This is a genomic window from Mucilaginibacter sp. UYP27, assembly GCF_040547175.1.
Taxonomy (GTDB): domain Bacteria; phylum Bacteroidota; class Bacteroidia; order Sphingobacteriales; family Sphingobacteriaceae; genus Mucilaginibacter.
This window is the reverse complement of the sequence record NZ_JBEPPE010000005.1, coordinates 266,028-282,482: the sequence shown is the minus strand read 5'-3', so window position 1 is coordinate 282,482 and position 16,455 is coordinate 266,028. Positions and strand designations below refer to the sequence as shown.

Genomic DNA, 16,455 nt, shown 5'->3' with positions numbered 1-16,455 from the left:
CTAAGGCCAAATTAATCCTCCTTATGAAAAAATTACTCCTAATTGCCGCTTTACTTGTCGCCAGCGAAACGTTTGCACAACAGGTTAATACGGTATCCGATCCTGTTGAATGGATAAACCCGCTGATGGGCACCGACTCGAAGTTTGAACTATCCAATGGCAATACTTATCCGGCGGTAGCCTTGCCATGGGGTATGAACACATGGGTTGCTCAAACGGGCGGTATGGGAGATGGTTGGATATACACGTATGATGCGCATAAAATACGCGGCTTTAAGCAAACGCATCAGCCGTCGCCATGGATGAATGATTATGGTCAGTTTTCCATCATGCCGTTAACCAAACACTATAAAGTTACCGAAAATGAAAGAGCAAGCTGGTTCTCGCATAAGGCCGAAGTTGCTAAGCCTTATTATTACTCTGTCTATCTGGCAGACCACGATATAACAACAGAGATAACGCCTACTGAACGTTCCGCCCAGTTCAGATTTACTTTTCCGGAGAGTGATAGCTCGTTTATAGTAATCGATGCTTTAGATAAAGCGTCTTATGTGAAGATCATTCCGGGCCAAAATAAGATTATCGGATATTCGACCAAATATTCCCGTGGCCCTTTGCCAAATTTCAAAAATTATTTCGTCATTTATTTAGATAAGCCTTTTACGGTATCCCGCACTTATCGCGACAGTGTGCTGACTGACTCGCTCGAGCTTCACTCAAACAGATCCCTTGCGGTAATTGGATTTAAAACCAGTGCAGGTGAAAAAGTTCACCTGCGCGTTGCTTCTTCATTTATAAGCTTTGAACAGGCAGAGCAAAATTTAAGACGGGAGCAGGGTAACGACAGCTTTGATGTGACCAAGCAAAAGGCGAAGAATACCTGGAATAAAACTTTACGCCGCATCACCGTTGCCGGCGGCTCTGTAGATCAAACGCGTACTTTTTATTCTTGCCTGTACCGGATGTTGTTTTTTCCGAACAAACTCTATGAGATCAATGGAGAAAATAAAATTATTCACTGGAGCCCTTATACAGGTAAGACCGAGCAAGGTTACTTGTTTGCAGGCACCGGATTCTGGGATACGTTCAGGGCGCTGTATCCGTTTCTCAACCTCGTCTATCCGTCTATGGACAAAGAGATGCAGGAGGGGCTTATTAATGCCTACAAAGAGGGCGGATGGCTACCGGAATGGAGCAGTCCCGGTTATGCCGATATCATGATCGGCAACAATTCGGCTTCGGTTGTGGCCGACGCTTATTTAAAAGGTATCCGGGGATACAATATCAATAAACTTTATGAGGCACTTTTACATGGTGCTAATAATGCCGGGCCGAACGCAACCGGCCGCAAGGGAGTAGAATACTACAATGCACTAGGCTTTGTGCCACGCGATAAAATTGGTGAAAGTGCTGCACGTACCCTGGAGTATGCTTACGATGATTTTTCGATTTACCGGCTGGGCAAAGCATTAAATAGGCCCGCTGCGGAAACAGACATTTACAAAAAACGTAGCTTGAACTATAAAAACGTTTTCGACCCATCAACCGGGTTTATGCGGGGCAAAAACCAGGATGGCACTTTTGAAACCCCGTTTAATCCTTACAGATGGGGCGGTGCTTTCATCGAGGGCAATAGCTGGCATTATACCTGGTCGGTTTTTCATGATGTACAGGGATTGATCAATTTAGTAGGCGGCAGCCTAAAGTTTGCAGCTAAACTTGATTCCGTATTTACTGCGCCGCCAATATTTGGAAATAAAGACTATAATGGTGGGATCATACACGAAATGCGGGAAATGCAAGTCGTCCACATGGGGCAATATGCTCATGGCAATCAGCCTATACAGCATATGATCTACCTTTACAATTATGCGGGTATGCCTTGGAAAACCCAGTACCGGGTACGCGAAGCCATGGAAAAATTATATATGGCAACTCCAGATGGTTATTGCGGGGATGAAGATAATGGGCAAACATCGGCCTGGTATGTATTTTCGGCTATGGGCTTTTACCCGGTTTGCCCAACCAGCAATCAATATGTGCTGGGTTCACCATTATTCAAAAGTATAACTTTAAACCTGGAGAACGGCAAAAAATTGATATTGAACGCACCAAACAACAGCAGCGAAAACAAGTATATCAGCAGGATAAATATCAATGGAAAGATCTATAATAAAAATTGGTTAGATCATGACGCCTTGCTCAAAGGAGGATTGATCAACTTCACGATGTCGCCGCAGCCAAACAAACAAAGAGGAGCGGCAGCGGAGAATTCCCCGTATTCCTTGTCCAATGAAAAGTAATTAAAAAATATTTAATGAAGAGAAGGCAATTTATTGGCAGCACCAGTATATTAGGTGCAGGAGTACCAACCCTACTTATATAAATACCCGTAAAATGCTTTTATCGCTTAACAACCCGTTTTTTTTTAAAGGCACGGCAGGCGAGGGCATAGGCGGCCCGCACATTGGTAAAGATATGATCTCGCCTATAAGTATCACCATCCGGGCGTTAACCAGTACCGATGATAACGAGATAAAAGAATGTATTGAAATGTTGCGCAAAACGCATGGCGGTACAGGCTTTATGCACGAGTCATTCCACAAAAATGATCCTACTAAGTTTACCCGTAAATGGTTTGCATGGGCAAATACGCTGTTTGGCGAATTACTTTGGGAAACATACACACAAAAGCCACAATTATTGCTGCGACTTTGAATTATAAATAACAAAGTGGTAAGATTTTTAAAAGATTGATTAGGCGAGACTGATCGGTAGTTGATTAATTCTAAGGCGTTACGGATCAAATATCCGGACGCTTTTTTGCTTTTAGATTATCCGACAAAATAATTCTATTGTTTCCAAATGTTAAAAATTCCGGCATTTTTAACACTGTTGAAAATCTTTTTTAATAATGTCAGGTGTAAGTCGACTTTATTGCCCAATAATTCTGAAATGCACTTTATGTCAATAAATATGTATGATTTGGCAAACTCCCGCTTTAATAAAACATGTTATTTGTCCCAACCAATTAAATAAGTACATATTATTCATTCTGTAATACGCATTAAATGTGTGCCTTACCTCCTGCTGCTTCGGTTAGGTGGTAATCGCAACGCTATTTAAACGAAATTATCGAACCCTTAAAATTTAAAACCATTCACCTAAATGCCAATGAAAGTAAACAGCTGTTATCAAACCAATTTAATTCCAATCCCTCATTATGCGCAATTAAAAGTTCAATTATGAAAAAGACTTTACTAAAAAAAACTTCAATTATTTCACAGCCACGGTTTTACCTGGGTAGTATTGCTCTTTTACTTTTCTCCGGTCTTAGTTCTGCACACAATTTAACCACAGTTTTAGATAATAAAACATACGCCATTGTTAAGGATGCAAACACAAGCCCCATAATTGTAAAAGGAAAAGTTACTGATCGTTCCGACGGTCAATCTATGCCGGGCGTTTCTGTAAAAATTAAAGGGACGAGCATCGGCACGGTCACTGATGTAAATGGAAATTTCTCGCTGCAGGCCGAAGAGAATGCTATCTTGATATTTACCTATATCGGATATGACGCTGTTGAGGCGGCAATTGATGGAAAAACAACCTTAAGCATTAGCTTACAACCAACTAATAAAAATCTGAATGAGGTGATTGTTGTAGGTTATGGCACGCAAAAGAAGACCTCGTCTACCGCAGCGGTGTCGACCATAAATACGGCAGAGATTGCCAGGAAACCGGTTGCGAATTTAACAAACAGCCTTGTGGGCAGGGCTTCAGGCCTTATTGCCACGCAGGGAAGTGGTGAGCCGGGTATCGATGGCTCAGGCATCCAGATACGCGGTACATCTACCAACGGCCGCCAAGGTGTATTGTTGATCGTAGATGGTGTGCCACGTGATTTCAGCCGCTTAGACCCAAATACTATAGCAACGTTTAGTGTGCTAAAAGATGCAGCCGCTGTTGCGCCATACGGCGTCGCCGGAGCAAATGGGGTGTTATTGGTGACCACCAAACCGGGACAAGTTGGAAAGGCTACCTTGTCTTACAGTGGTTATTACGGTTGGCAAAATCCGACCAGCGTTCCACGGTTTGTAAATTCATTTGAATATGCTTCGCTAAGGAATGAAGCAGATGCGAACGAAGGACGTACCCCAACCTATAACGCCGGTGACCTTCAGAAATTTAAAGACCATTCGGATCCTGACGGCCATTCTGACGGTCATCCTCTGGATGACATCATTTTAAAAAATCAGCCTATTCAATACCATAATCTTACGCTTTCGGGCGGTAATGATGATATAAGGTATTTTGCTTCGGTGGGCTATAATCATCAGGCCGGTATGTGGAGTACCACATATCTGAACAGGTATAACGGTTCGTTAAACTTAACAGCAAAGGCTACAAAAACCACAACGGTAAACTTTTCGGTTAACAGCTATCTGGAGAACCAGCACTTTCCATCACAAGGTGCAGGTACAATCATTGGTCAGGCACAAAGGCAAAATCCTACCTATCCGGTTCGATACAATAACGGATTGCCATCAGGCTACATAGGTCAGTCGTTGATAGGTGAAATCTACGGCAGCGGTTATCATGTAAATGAAAACACGTCTTTATTAACCCAACTATCAATAGAACAACAATTGCCAATCAAGGGGTTGAGTTTAAAAGGGGTAATAAGCTATGATAACGGCCCGGACCCTGTATTTGGCGGCAATACATCCTTTACTCGTAGGTACACAACACCGATTGAGTTTTATACGGTTGATACCTTAAAGAAGCCTTACGTTTACAACAAAAGTATTCAGGGAAGTTCGAAACCGCAATTCTATGAAGCGTATACACAAAATCATGCACTTACCTATCAAGGTCTTCTAAATTATTCGGGTTCGTTTGGGAAAAGCGATATCACCGGCTTACTGGTGGCTGAGTACCGAAATGTAAGGACTAATAATTTCTCTGCTAATAGAATAAACTATAACCTTGATATAGACGAACTGGATTTTGGCGGCCCTCTTCCGAGTGACGCTACTGTGGGAGGTAGCTCCGGCGGGCAAAAGCAAATCGGATATGTTTACAGAGTTGGTTATGCTTATGATAAAAAATATCTTTTCGAGGCAACAGGCAGATATGATGGCAGTTACCTTTTTGGGCCTGGCCGTAGATTTGGTTTCTTCCCCGCATTCTCTGCAGGATGGCGACTGTCTGAAGAGAAATTTATCAAGGACAATTTTACCTGGATAGACAACCTAAAGATCAGGGCTTCCTGGGGGCAGTCGGGTAATTATCCAAATGGTTCCTACCTTTATCTAAGCCAGTATAATGTCGCTTCAACGTCCGCAGTGATAGGAGGAAATGCCACACAGGGAATTTATGAAAACCTTCAGAAAAATGCTGATTTTAGTTGGGAAAAAGCCAATAAAACCGATATAGGTTTTGAAGGCAGCTTCTTTAAGGGTGCTTTAGGGCTGGAAGTGGATTACTTTTATGAAAAGCGGTCAAACCTTTTGGTTACCATTGGGGCCGTGTTGCCTGGAGAATACGGCGTTGCAACCGGCCCTGTTAATGCGGGTATTATTGATAACCGTGGCGTCGATCTGACAATCACTTCTTTTAAAAACTTCTCGAACGGTTTAAGGCTGGATATAAAAGGAACCTTAACGTATGCGAAAAACAAGCAGCTTAAAGTTTTCGAAAACGGTGCAACCTTCAACAATCCAAACAGGCGCCAAACAGGTCGCTCTTTAGGTGAGCAGTATGGACTCAATGCCCTAGGTTATTTCAGCGACGCGGATTTCGTAGATCCCAAAGCTACAAACCCAGTTTTAAAGCCAGGGATCCCCGTACCAACATTCGGTCCGGTACATCCTGGCGACCTGCGTTACGCCGACTTAAGCGGCCCTAACGGAACGCCTGATGGCAGGATCGACGGCGATGATAACACCGATATAGGACACCCGCAAACGCCGCAGCTTATCTGGGGTCTTGAGCCGAGGATCGCCTTTAAAAACTTCGACCTGGATCTGCTTTTTCAGGGTTCTGGTTTAAGTAATATCCGGCTTGAAAATTATTATGTGTTCCCATTTTTGGGGTCAGGGTCTGCTACCGAACTTTATTACCAGGACCACTGGACGCCTTCGACACCGAATGCTACCTATCCAAGGGTAACTAATACGCCATCTAACAACAACACACAAGTATCCAGCTGGTATTTAAGAAACAATTCTTACATCCGCTTAAAAAGCGCAGAGCTTGGTTATACATTCCCCAATAAATTAACGGGCAACACGATCCGCTCATTAAGGATTTATGCCGCGGGCCAAAATATTTTTTTCTGGACACCTTCCATGAAAGAAAGTATTGATCCGGAAAATTCCGGCAGTAACCAAAATTATTATCAGCAACGTGTGCTTTCAGTAGGACTCAACGCAACTTTTTAAAAGATTAATATGAAACTCAAAAACATAAAAAACAGACAAGTCTTTTTAATTGCCTTCCTGGTTATAAGTATCGCTGCTTGTAAAAGAGACGACTTTTTAAACGTGCCTCCTAAAGGAATTGTAACAGATGATGCCACATTCAGTTCTGAAACTAATGCCGATTTGTTTGTGAACGATATTTACAATAATCTGCCGGATCTGAATAACAATACGGAAATGCTTGATCAGTGGACCGATAATAGCATGACTGGGGCGTCAAACCAGCCAGGGCAGGCAATCATACGCAATAATTCGATCAACCCTAATGCGGATGGGGCCACCAATGGACCAGTAAACGCTTTTAGATGGGAAACGGTGTACGGCAACATCAGGAAGTGTAATGTTTTTCTGCAACAGGCAGATAAAAATAAAGGCAACTTTTCTGAAACCTTTTATAAATCCCGCGTTGCTGAGATTAAATTTTTACGGGCTTTTTATTACTCTTTGTTATTACAGAATTATGGTGGTGTCCCATTAATATCAACGCCGCTAAATAATTTAGATGGCAGCGACATATTTGTTGCCAGGAGCACTTTTGATGAAACGCTTGCTTTTATAGAAGTTGATTGTGATGCAGCAGCGGCAGATTTACCCGCAACAACAGATAACCAAAACACAGGGCGCGCTACAAAAGGAGCCGCCTTAACATTAAAGGGCGCAGTTGATCTGTTTGCTGCAAGCCCATTAGCTAATACAACCAACGATAAAGCAAAATGGGCGAAAGCTGCGGCTGCCAATCTTGCAGTAATGAACCTGGGCACATATGGTCTATTTCCGGATTATGGTGCGCAATTTTTAGCGGTCAATAATTGGAATAGTGAAACTATTTTTGCCAGGGGCTATGCGCTGCCAAGTAAGGGTCATAAGCGCGAGGGGATCTTGGGGCCGGTTTTTGTTCATGGCGGGCAACAGGCCTGGGGAAATATAGTACCCACCCAAGGTTTGGTGGATGATTATGAAATGGATAATGGTAAACCTATCAATGATCCTGGTTCTGGTTATGACGACCAGCATCCATACGTTAACAGGGAGCAACGGTTCTATAAATCTATTGTATATGATGGCTCAACCTGGCAGGGCGAACCCTTTTTATCAAGAATAGGGGGTGGTAATCAGATAGATCTTGGTTCTACAAGTGATATAACCAATACCGGTTACAATGGGCGCAAAACACTGGACGAATCTATCCTTGGCCAAACAAGTCTTGGAACCAGCCCAGGTACCTCAAATTATCAGTTCTACCGCTACGCAGAAGTGCTCTTAAGCTATGCGGAAGCGCAAAATGAAGCTGTGGGACCGGATCAATCGGTTTATGACGCGGTTAAAAAGGTTAGGGCGCGGGTAGCCCTGCCTGAGATTCCGGCAGGATTAAGTCAGGAGAAAATGCGGGAAAATATCCGTCGTGAACGTCGTGTAGAACTTGCTTTTGAAGATAAACGCTGGTATGATATAAGGCGCTGGGATATCACCACAAAAGGGCCGGCCGTTTTAACCGCTGCTGAATATGGTATGAAGATTACAGTAGGCGGTGGAGGAGTGTTAACCTACACGCCGGTTAAAGTATTTCAAAATACATTTTCACAGTACATGAACTGGCTGCCTATACCGCAACGGATTCTTAACCAAAACACAAAGCTTAAACAAAATCCAGGATATTGAGGCTTTAGTTATAACTTAATTTACGTTCACAATCCCGGCTGGTCCGGGATTGTGTTTTTTTGTTTAATATGATTACTTCATTTATCAATATCCCAACAAAACGATGAAATTAGCCAAGTTAGCATTTTCTGTTATTTGTCATAGTAGGGTGTTCCTGTTTATTTTACCTGGTTTACTATTGCTGTTTTTGACAGGATGCGAAAAAGCGGGGATACACCAAACCTTATTTAAATTATTATCCGAAGAACAAACGCATATTAATTTCACCAATACGTTAACAGAAGGTCTAAACACCAACGTGTTGATGTATGAATATTTTTATAATGGCGGAGGTGTGGCTGTCGGAGATCTAAATAGCGATGGCCTACAGGATATTTACTTTACCGCGAACATGACTGATAATAAACTGTATTTGAACCAGGATCATATGCAGTTTAAGGACATTACTGAACAGGCTGGGGTAGCAGGCCGTCCGGGCCCCTGGAAAACCGGCGTTACGCTGGCGGATGTTAATGGTGATGGCAAACTAGATATCTATGTATGCTACTCCGGGAAAATAAAAGCTGAAAAACGCATTAACCAGTTATTTATAAATCAGGGTAACAATAATTCTGGTGTGCCGCTGTTTTTAGATCAGGCTGCTAATTATGGCCTCGCATTTCCGTCTTTCAGTACACAAGCTTATTTTTTTGATTGCGACCGCGATGGTGATCTTGATCTTTTACTGGTAAACCACAATCCGCAACGGATAAGTCTTGTTGATGATATTTCTGTTAAGGATATGATACGTAAACCGGATGCAGAATCGGGGATACGCTTATTGAGAAATGATCATGGGCACTTTATTGATTTTACAGCAGCGGCTGGAATAATTAACACCTCATTTTCTTATGGGCTGGCGGCCGGCATAGCTGATATTAATGGCGACGGATGGCCGGATTTCTATGTGTCAAATGACTATAGCGTACCTGATCGATTATATATCAATAACGGGAAGGGTGGGTTTACAGATCAGCTTCAAAAGCAAATTGGTCATACCTCCTTTTATTCTATGGGTAACGATGTAGCCGATATTAACAATGACACCAAGCCTGATATCTATACGCTGGACATGCTTCCCGAGGATAATAAGCGTCAAAAACTTTTATTCGGTGCCGATAACTATGATGCCTTCGATTTGAACCTGCGGGTCGGGTTTTACTACCAGTACATGCGCAACATGCTTCATGTAAATAACGGCAATAATTCATTTAGCGAAGTTGGGCAGTTAGCCGGTATCTCCAATACCGACTGGAGCTGGGCCCCCTTATTTGCTGATTACGATAATGATGGATGGAAGGACCTTTTTGTAAGCAACGGCTATACCCGTGATTATACCAATATGGACTTCCTCAAGTTTATGGGGGATAACCTGCGCAACCGTAATGTGATGCGCCAGGATCTGCTAAACATTGTAAACCGAATGCCTTCATCAAAGGTTAGCAGTTACTTTTTTAAAAATAATGGCAACACGACATTTACAAATACCAGCGCTGACTGGGGCATAACAAAATCTTCAAATAGTAATGGCGCAACTTACGCTGACCTTGATAATGACGGCGACCTTGACCTGGTAACCAATAATATTAACCGGCCGGCTTTTGTTTACGAAAACCAGGCGATAAAGCAAAACGGCAATCATTATCTTTCCATCAGCTTAAAAGGTGCCGATGCTAATACGCAGGGGATAGGGGCCAGGGTGACGATCTATAAGGGCAATAAAACCCAATATCTCGAACAAATGCCCATACGGGGTTTTCAATCCGGGGTGTCACCCATATTGCATTTTGGCCTTGGTAAAGATCAAAAGATAGATTCCCTGCGGATAACCTGGCAACGCGGTAAAATGCAGTTAGTTCAAAATATAAAAGCCGATCAGGCGATCACCCTGAAGGAAAAGGATGCCATAACATCCGCTATCAGCAAAAAACAGATAACGCCTGCATTTAAGGAAATTACTTCGCCCATCGTATCGCACGAAAGCGAAAACGCCACTAACGATTTTAAACGACAGCCCTTAATGGTTAACCCAGTTTCTTTTTCGGGCGCCATTATTACCAAAGGCGACGTAAATGCTGACGGGTTAGAAGATATGTATGTTGGCGGGCATGATGGAATACCCGGAATGCTATACTTGCAGCAGGAAAATTTAAAATTTGTAAATAAGCCCAATCCTGCTTTTGCAGCAGACAAAAACAGCACCGATGCAGCGGTGCTGTTTTTTGATGCCAATAGCGATGGTAAGCCCGATCTCTATGTGGCATCCGGTGGCTACGCCGACTATTTGACGGATGACCCGCTGTTGCAAGACAGGCTATACCTTAATGATGGTAAAGGAAATTTCACCAAAGCAATAGGTGGCCTACCAAAAATGCTAAGCAGCAAAAGCTGTGTAAAAGTTGCCGATATCAACGGCGACGGTTCGCCTGACCTGTTTGTTGGTGGCCGTGTTATCCCGGGCCGGTACCCGGAAACGCCGGAAAGCTATATTTTAATAAATGACGGCAAAGGTCATTTTACCAATCAAACCGTTCACTATAACCCTTTATTGAAACACATAGGCATGGTGACTGATGCTGCATGGGTGGATATGAACGGCGATAAAAGGCCTGATTTGGTTATCGTGGGTGAGTGGATGCCGATAAGGGTTTTGGAAAACGCGAACGGGAAACTAACCGATGCGTCGGTAAAATATTTCGATAAAAAATACAGTGGTTGGTGGAACTGCATCCAGGCAAGTGATATTAACCATGACGGGCACCCGGATATTGTTGCGGGTAATTTGGGTTTAAATACCCAATGCAGGGCAAGCGATGCTGAACCAGCAGAGTTGTTTTATAAGGACTTTGACGATAACGGGTCAATGGACCCCATGCTGTGTTTTTACATTCAGCATAAAAGTTATCCTTATGTAAGCCGCGATGAAATGCTTGACCAGATCAGTGTGATGCGTACCCGTTTCTCCGATTATAAAAGTTATGCTGATGCTACGATTGATCAAGTATTTACTTCCGAAGAACTGAAAGGTGCCGGTCACCTTAGCGCAAATCATTTGGCGACAACCCTTTTTATTAGTAACGCCCAGGGCAAGTTACAAATTGCGGCATTACCCTTACAGGCGCAGTATTCACCGATATATCAGATAATGACACTGGATTATGACCATGACGGTAAAAGTGACTTGCTGCTCTGTGGCAATATCAACCACAGCCGTATTCGTTTTGGCAAATACGATGCCAACTACGGTATATTACTGAAAGGCAATGGTGCAGGCAGTTTTAGATATGTGGATCAGCAGCACTCCGGCTTTAACTTATGGGGAGATATACGGGGAGTGCTGCAATTCAACAATGTTTTACTATTTAGCCTTGATCAAGGCCGGTTTAAAGCTTACCAACAACAATAAGCAATGAAAAGAAATGCCCTAATAACCTTGCCAGTGCTGCTACTGCTTTTTATGGCAGCGTGTGTTAAAAAAAACCAGCCTGAGTTAACAAACCGGGATATCGGAAAAGTAACAGCGCATATGACGGACGTAATGGTCCATGACGTGACCAATCCACCACTGGCCGCGCGTTTTTTTGCCTATACCTGTTTGGCTGGGTATGAGGTAATGGCCCAGAATGACAAGCATATTAAAAGTATGCATGGTATCTTAAACCAATATCCTGTTATAAGATTGCCTAAAACCAATACGCCCTATAACCCTAAGTTAAGCGCTGTGCTTGCCATGTTCGAAACAGCCGCCAAACTACAACCATCCGGGAACTTAATGGCCAAACACGAAGATGTATTTTTAGATTCCTGTCGTAGGATAGGTTTTACCAGCCAAGTGGTCGATAGTTCAAAAAGCTATGCTCAAGTTATCAGCAGGGAGATACTGGCTTATGCAAAAGCGGATGGTTACCGTAAAATAAGTAATTATCCAAGGTATAAGCTTAAACGTGTACCGGGTAGCTGGGATCTGACACCCCCTTCCTACATGGTACCGGTTGAGCCTTATTTTAATACTGTACGCACCCTAACGCTTGATTCCGCTTCTCAATTTGTACCCGCCGCGCCTATTCCGTTTTCCGCAGATAAGCATTCAGCCTTTTATAAAATCCTACAACTGAGTTATACGAAAAGCGGCAAAGGTTTAAGCCTGGAAGAAAAAAATATTGCAAATTTTTGGGATTGCAACCCTTTCGCCGTTCAAAACAACGGGCATATGCTGATTGGCTTAAAAAAGATTTCACCAGGCGCGCACTGGATGGGCATAACCGCCATTGCTTGTGAGCAGGGTAAAGCTAATTTTAACAAAACGATGGAGGTAAACACAATGGTGGCCGTAGGTCTGATGGATGCCTTTATCTGCTGCTGGGATGATAAATACCGTACTAATCGCGTCCGGCCGGAAACTGCCATCCGAATGTATATTGATCCTCATTGGAAACCTTTGCTGCAAACACCTCCATTCCCAGAATATATCAGCGGACATTCTGTAGTTTCTGCAACCTCTGCTGTTATCCTTACACATTACTTCGGTAACGATTTTAAATACATCGATAATGTTGAAGTACAGTTTGGCATACCGGCAAGACATTTTAATTCCTTCGCCCAAGCGGCAAAAGAAGCTGCAATTTCCAGGTTTTGGGGTGGGATACACTTTATGGATGCTATTGACAATGGTGTTGTACAAGGTTCGCAGGTGGGTAATTTTATTTTAAATAAAGCGAACGGAACTAAAATGAAATGACGACTAAAAATTGTGGCTTTAATCTAAAGTGCGATACTCCATTATCGTTAATGGCGCGGCCAAAAAGATTAAGAAACTGGCTGTGATAGGCCGTCAACACTCAAATGTTAATGATTTATGGTACGCATTGGCAATAAATATGTATGATAGGGCAATTAACCAGTGTATAATTTATAGTTATTTGTTAGTCAAAAACAAAGCGCGTTAGTACTTTCATTACAATATATTATTATCTTATGAGTAGAACCCTAATTAAGAAAAGGATCGCCTTTTTTCAACTGATTGTTATTTTTTGTTTTAGCCATATGGCAAGTTATGGTATACAGCAACAACCAAATACTTTTTTGTCAAAGTCTGATACGGCATTTGTGCCCAAAGAAATTGAGGACCCTGAAAACATTGGCATCAACAAGGAAGCGAGCCATGCGACATTAATGCCATATGCTTCTTTAAAAGAAGCACTGGCAGCCAAAAGACATGCATCCTCATTTAGTCGGAGTTTAAACGGCGCATGGAAATTTAATTGGGTAGACTGGCCACAAAAGCGCCCTGTTAATTTTTACAAAACTGATTATGATGATTCCAATTGGAAAGAAATTAAAGTGCCATCATGTTTTCAAGTAGAAGGCTATGGAACGCCTTACTACAGTAACTTCAATTACATATTTCAAAAAGATTTCCCAAAGGTGATGAGCACGCCACCCGAAAAATTTACCGCTTATAAAGAAAGGAATCCGGTAGGCAGTTACCGTCGTGATTTTACCTTACCAGCACAGTGGGAGGGCCGCCGCACCTTTATCACTTTTGACGGAGTGGATGCTGGGTTTTTCATTTGGGTGAACGGCAAAAAGGTTGGTTACAGTGTAAATAGCCGCAATGCAGCAGAATTTGACCTGACGAAATATGTGCATCCCGGTAAAAATACTTTAGCTGTAGAAGTCTATCGTTTTACAACGGGCAGTTATTTGGAAGATCAGGATATGTGGCGTTTAAGCGGCATCTTTCGCAACGTAACATTGTGGAGCAGCCCGCAACAACACATTAGGGATTATTTTATCAAAACCGACCTTGATAAGCAATACCGCGACGCAAATGTTTTAGTTACTACAAAAATTAAGAATTACGGCAGCACAGTAACAAAAACACGTCAGGTAAGCGTTACTTTATACAATGGTACTATTCCTGTACCAGGGGCAACCGGCAAAAAAACGATTCCAGCTTTAAAACCTGGAGAAGAGGTTACTGTTAATGTGAATTTAAAAGTAAGCAACCCACAAAAATGGACAGCAGAAACACCGAAGCTTTATACTTCTGTTATTACGCTTACAGATGGGGACAAAACGGTAGAAACACTTTCATCACGCACCGGGTTTCGCGAGATTGAAATCAGAGGGCGCTTGTTTTTGGTTAATGGGATGCCAATAAAATTAAAGGGGGTAAACCGCCACGAGAACTGGCCGGACGACGGGCATGCGATAACCGAAGCACAGATGATACGGGATATTGTGCTGATTAAACAAACCAATAGCAACCATGTACGTACCTGCCATTATTCTGATGACCCAAGGTGGTACGAATTATGTGACGAATATGGCATTTATCTTGTTGCCGAAGCCAATGTGGAATGCCATGGCGCCATGAACGAGTTTAACGATGAACCGAGGATTAAAGCGGCTATAATAGACAGGAATGTAGCTAATACAGAGAATTTCAAAAATCACCCATCTGTAATGATCTGGTCATTAGGTAATGAAAACGGCAGCGGCGGCACTAACTTTAGGGCTGCATTAAAAGCAGTTAGGGCGATAGACCCTACAAGGCCAACACATTACGAAGGTTTTGGTACAGGCGACGACAGAAACCCTGCAGATATGGACAGTCAAATGTACACAAACGTAGTAAGCCTGGAAAATGCTGCTACCGATCCAAAACTTACCAAGCCGTTCTATTTATGTGAATATGCACATGCCATGTTTAATTCTATGGGCTCTGTAGATATTTATAACGAATTATTCGACAAATATCCGGCCTTACTGGGCGGCGCGATATGGGAGTGGCAGGATCAGGGTATTTACAATAACCGGAACCCTGAACATCCTATAACCGCCTTTGGCGGTGGATTTGGCGAATACCCGAATGACCGCTACTTCATTCATAAAGGCGTTGTGTTTTCAGACAGGTCACCTAAGCCGCATTTTCCTGAATTGAAACATGCTTATCAATGGATCAGCATCAGAGCAAAGGATGTTAAAACCCAAATATTTACCATCAAAAACCGCTATCAGTTCATCGATCTTAACAGCTTTACCGCCAAATGGGAACTGAGCGAAAACGGTACCGCTATCGCATCAGGACCGTTATTGGTAGGCTCCATTAGTCCGGGTAACGAAAAAGATATAAAGTTACCTTATCTAGTAAAGCCTAAAGCCGGCGCGGAATATTTTGTCCGGGTCTCATTCCAATTGGCAACAGATAAATTATGGGCTCCGAAAGGATTCGAAATTGCTGCACAGCAATTTGAATTACATACACCAATACCTGCTTTGATAAACGGCTCGCAAGGTGGTAACCTGACATTAAATGACTCAAAAGACGCCATTAAAGTAAAAGGTGCTGATTTTAGCCTTGAATTCGATAAAACGAAAGGCACTTTCACAAAAATGGAAAGAGACGGAGAAAACCTCCTGAGAGACAACGGCGGTCCAATGCTGCATTTATGGCGTGCCCCGCATCAAAAAGATGATATGTGGGCTTATGGCGATTGGGTAAAAAATGGATTACAAGCTATAAACTGGGCAGCGGATGACGTGAAGGCCAGACAAGTTGCGAGTAACGTAGTGGAGATCAGCGTAAGCCTAACAGGTACCGGCAAACAAAACTTTGTCGTCCATCATAAAGCAGTGTATACGATAAATGGTAACGGCGTTATTAAAGCGGTGAATAACGTGGATTTCAGCGATCCTAAACTGGTTCTGGCACGCATTGGTATACGAATGTTCCTCAATAAAGATCTTGACCAGTTTGATTACCTGGGACGTGGGCCCATGGAAAACTATGGGGATCGTAAGAGCGGGTTTGATGTTGGCCATTATTCGGGCAGCGTAGTTAAGGAATTAACCCCGTATGAAAAACCAATGGAATGCGGTAATCATGAAGATGTTCGCTGGGCGAATGTGACATCTGCAAAGGGTTTAGGAATGAATATTAAGCAAGTCGACTCCTTAATGCAGGTGGCGGCATTGCCATTCAGCGACGAGGAAATGGAAAATGTAGAGTATAAAATAGATCTGCCGAAAAGCAAGGGAACTGTTTTATGTATCAGTCATAAAACACTGGGGGTTGGTTCAAACGGATGCGGGCCACAACCATTGGAACCTTACAAGGTATATGCGAAGTCAACCGTGTTCAGTTATCAGATACAATTGTTCCAAAAGAAATAATAGTTAATAATTATATAATGTGAGCAAGGTTAGGGAGCGAAATAAATTTAAACAGTTTAACTTTTGCTCCTTTCCTTTCGTTTAGTTCCAGAGT

The 16,455-nt window shown here is 42.7% G+C and carries 6 protein-coding genes and 1 pseudogene; all 7 read left to right on the top strand.

The window, feature by feature from the left end; all coding sequences use genetic code 11:
* Positions 1-23 precede the first annotated feature (23 nt).
* Complete coding sequence (locus tag ABIB39_RS17345) at positions 24-2,303, top strand: GH92 family glycosyl hydrolase (RefSeq protein ID WP_354431437.1); 2,280 nt, start codon at positions 24-26, stop codon at positions 2,301-2,303.
* A 67-nt stretch (positions 2,304-2,370) separates the two neighbouring features.
* A pseudogene (locus ABIB39_RS17340) lies at positions 2,371-2,718 on the top strand (glycoside hydrolase family 125 protein); the annotation flags it as partial.
* A 527-nt stretch (positions 2,719-3,245) separates the two neighbouring features.
* A complete protein-coding gene (locus ABIB39_RS17335) occupies positions 3,246-6,446 on the top strand; it encodes a SusC/RagA family TonB-linked outer membrane protein (protein ID WP_354431436.1) in 3,201 nt (1,066 codons plus the stop codon).
* A gap of 9 nt (positions 6,447-6,455) precedes the next feature.
* Positions 6,456-8,144, top strand: coding sequence for a RagB/SusD family nutrient uptake outer membrane protein (locus ABIB39_RS17330; protein WP_354431435.1), 1,689 nt, complete (start codon positions 6,456-6,458; stop codon positions 8,142-8,144).
* Between the two features lie 103 nt (positions 8,145-8,247).
* Positions 8,248-11,589 (top strand): VCBS repeat-containing protein, encoded by a 3,342-nt coding sequence (locus ABIB39_RS17325; protein ID WP_354431434.1) that lies wholly within the window; start codon positions 8,248-8,250, stop codon positions 11,587-11,589.
* 3 nt (positions 11,590-11,592) lie between these two features.
* On the top strand, positions 11,593-12,921 hold the full coding sequence (locus ABIB39_RS17320; protein WP_354431433.1) for a vanadium-dependent haloperoxidase: 1,329 nt from the start codon (positions 11,593-11,595) through the stop codon (positions 12,919-12,921).
* 344 nt (positions 12,922-13,265) lie between these two features.
* Positions 13,266-16,361, top strand: coding sequence for a glycoside hydrolase family 2 TIM barrel-domain containing protein (locus ABIB39_RS17315; protein ID WP_354431432.1), 3,096 nt, complete (start codon positions 13,266-13,268; stop codon positions 16,359-16,361).
* Positions 16,362-16,455: the final 94 nt, after the last annotated feature.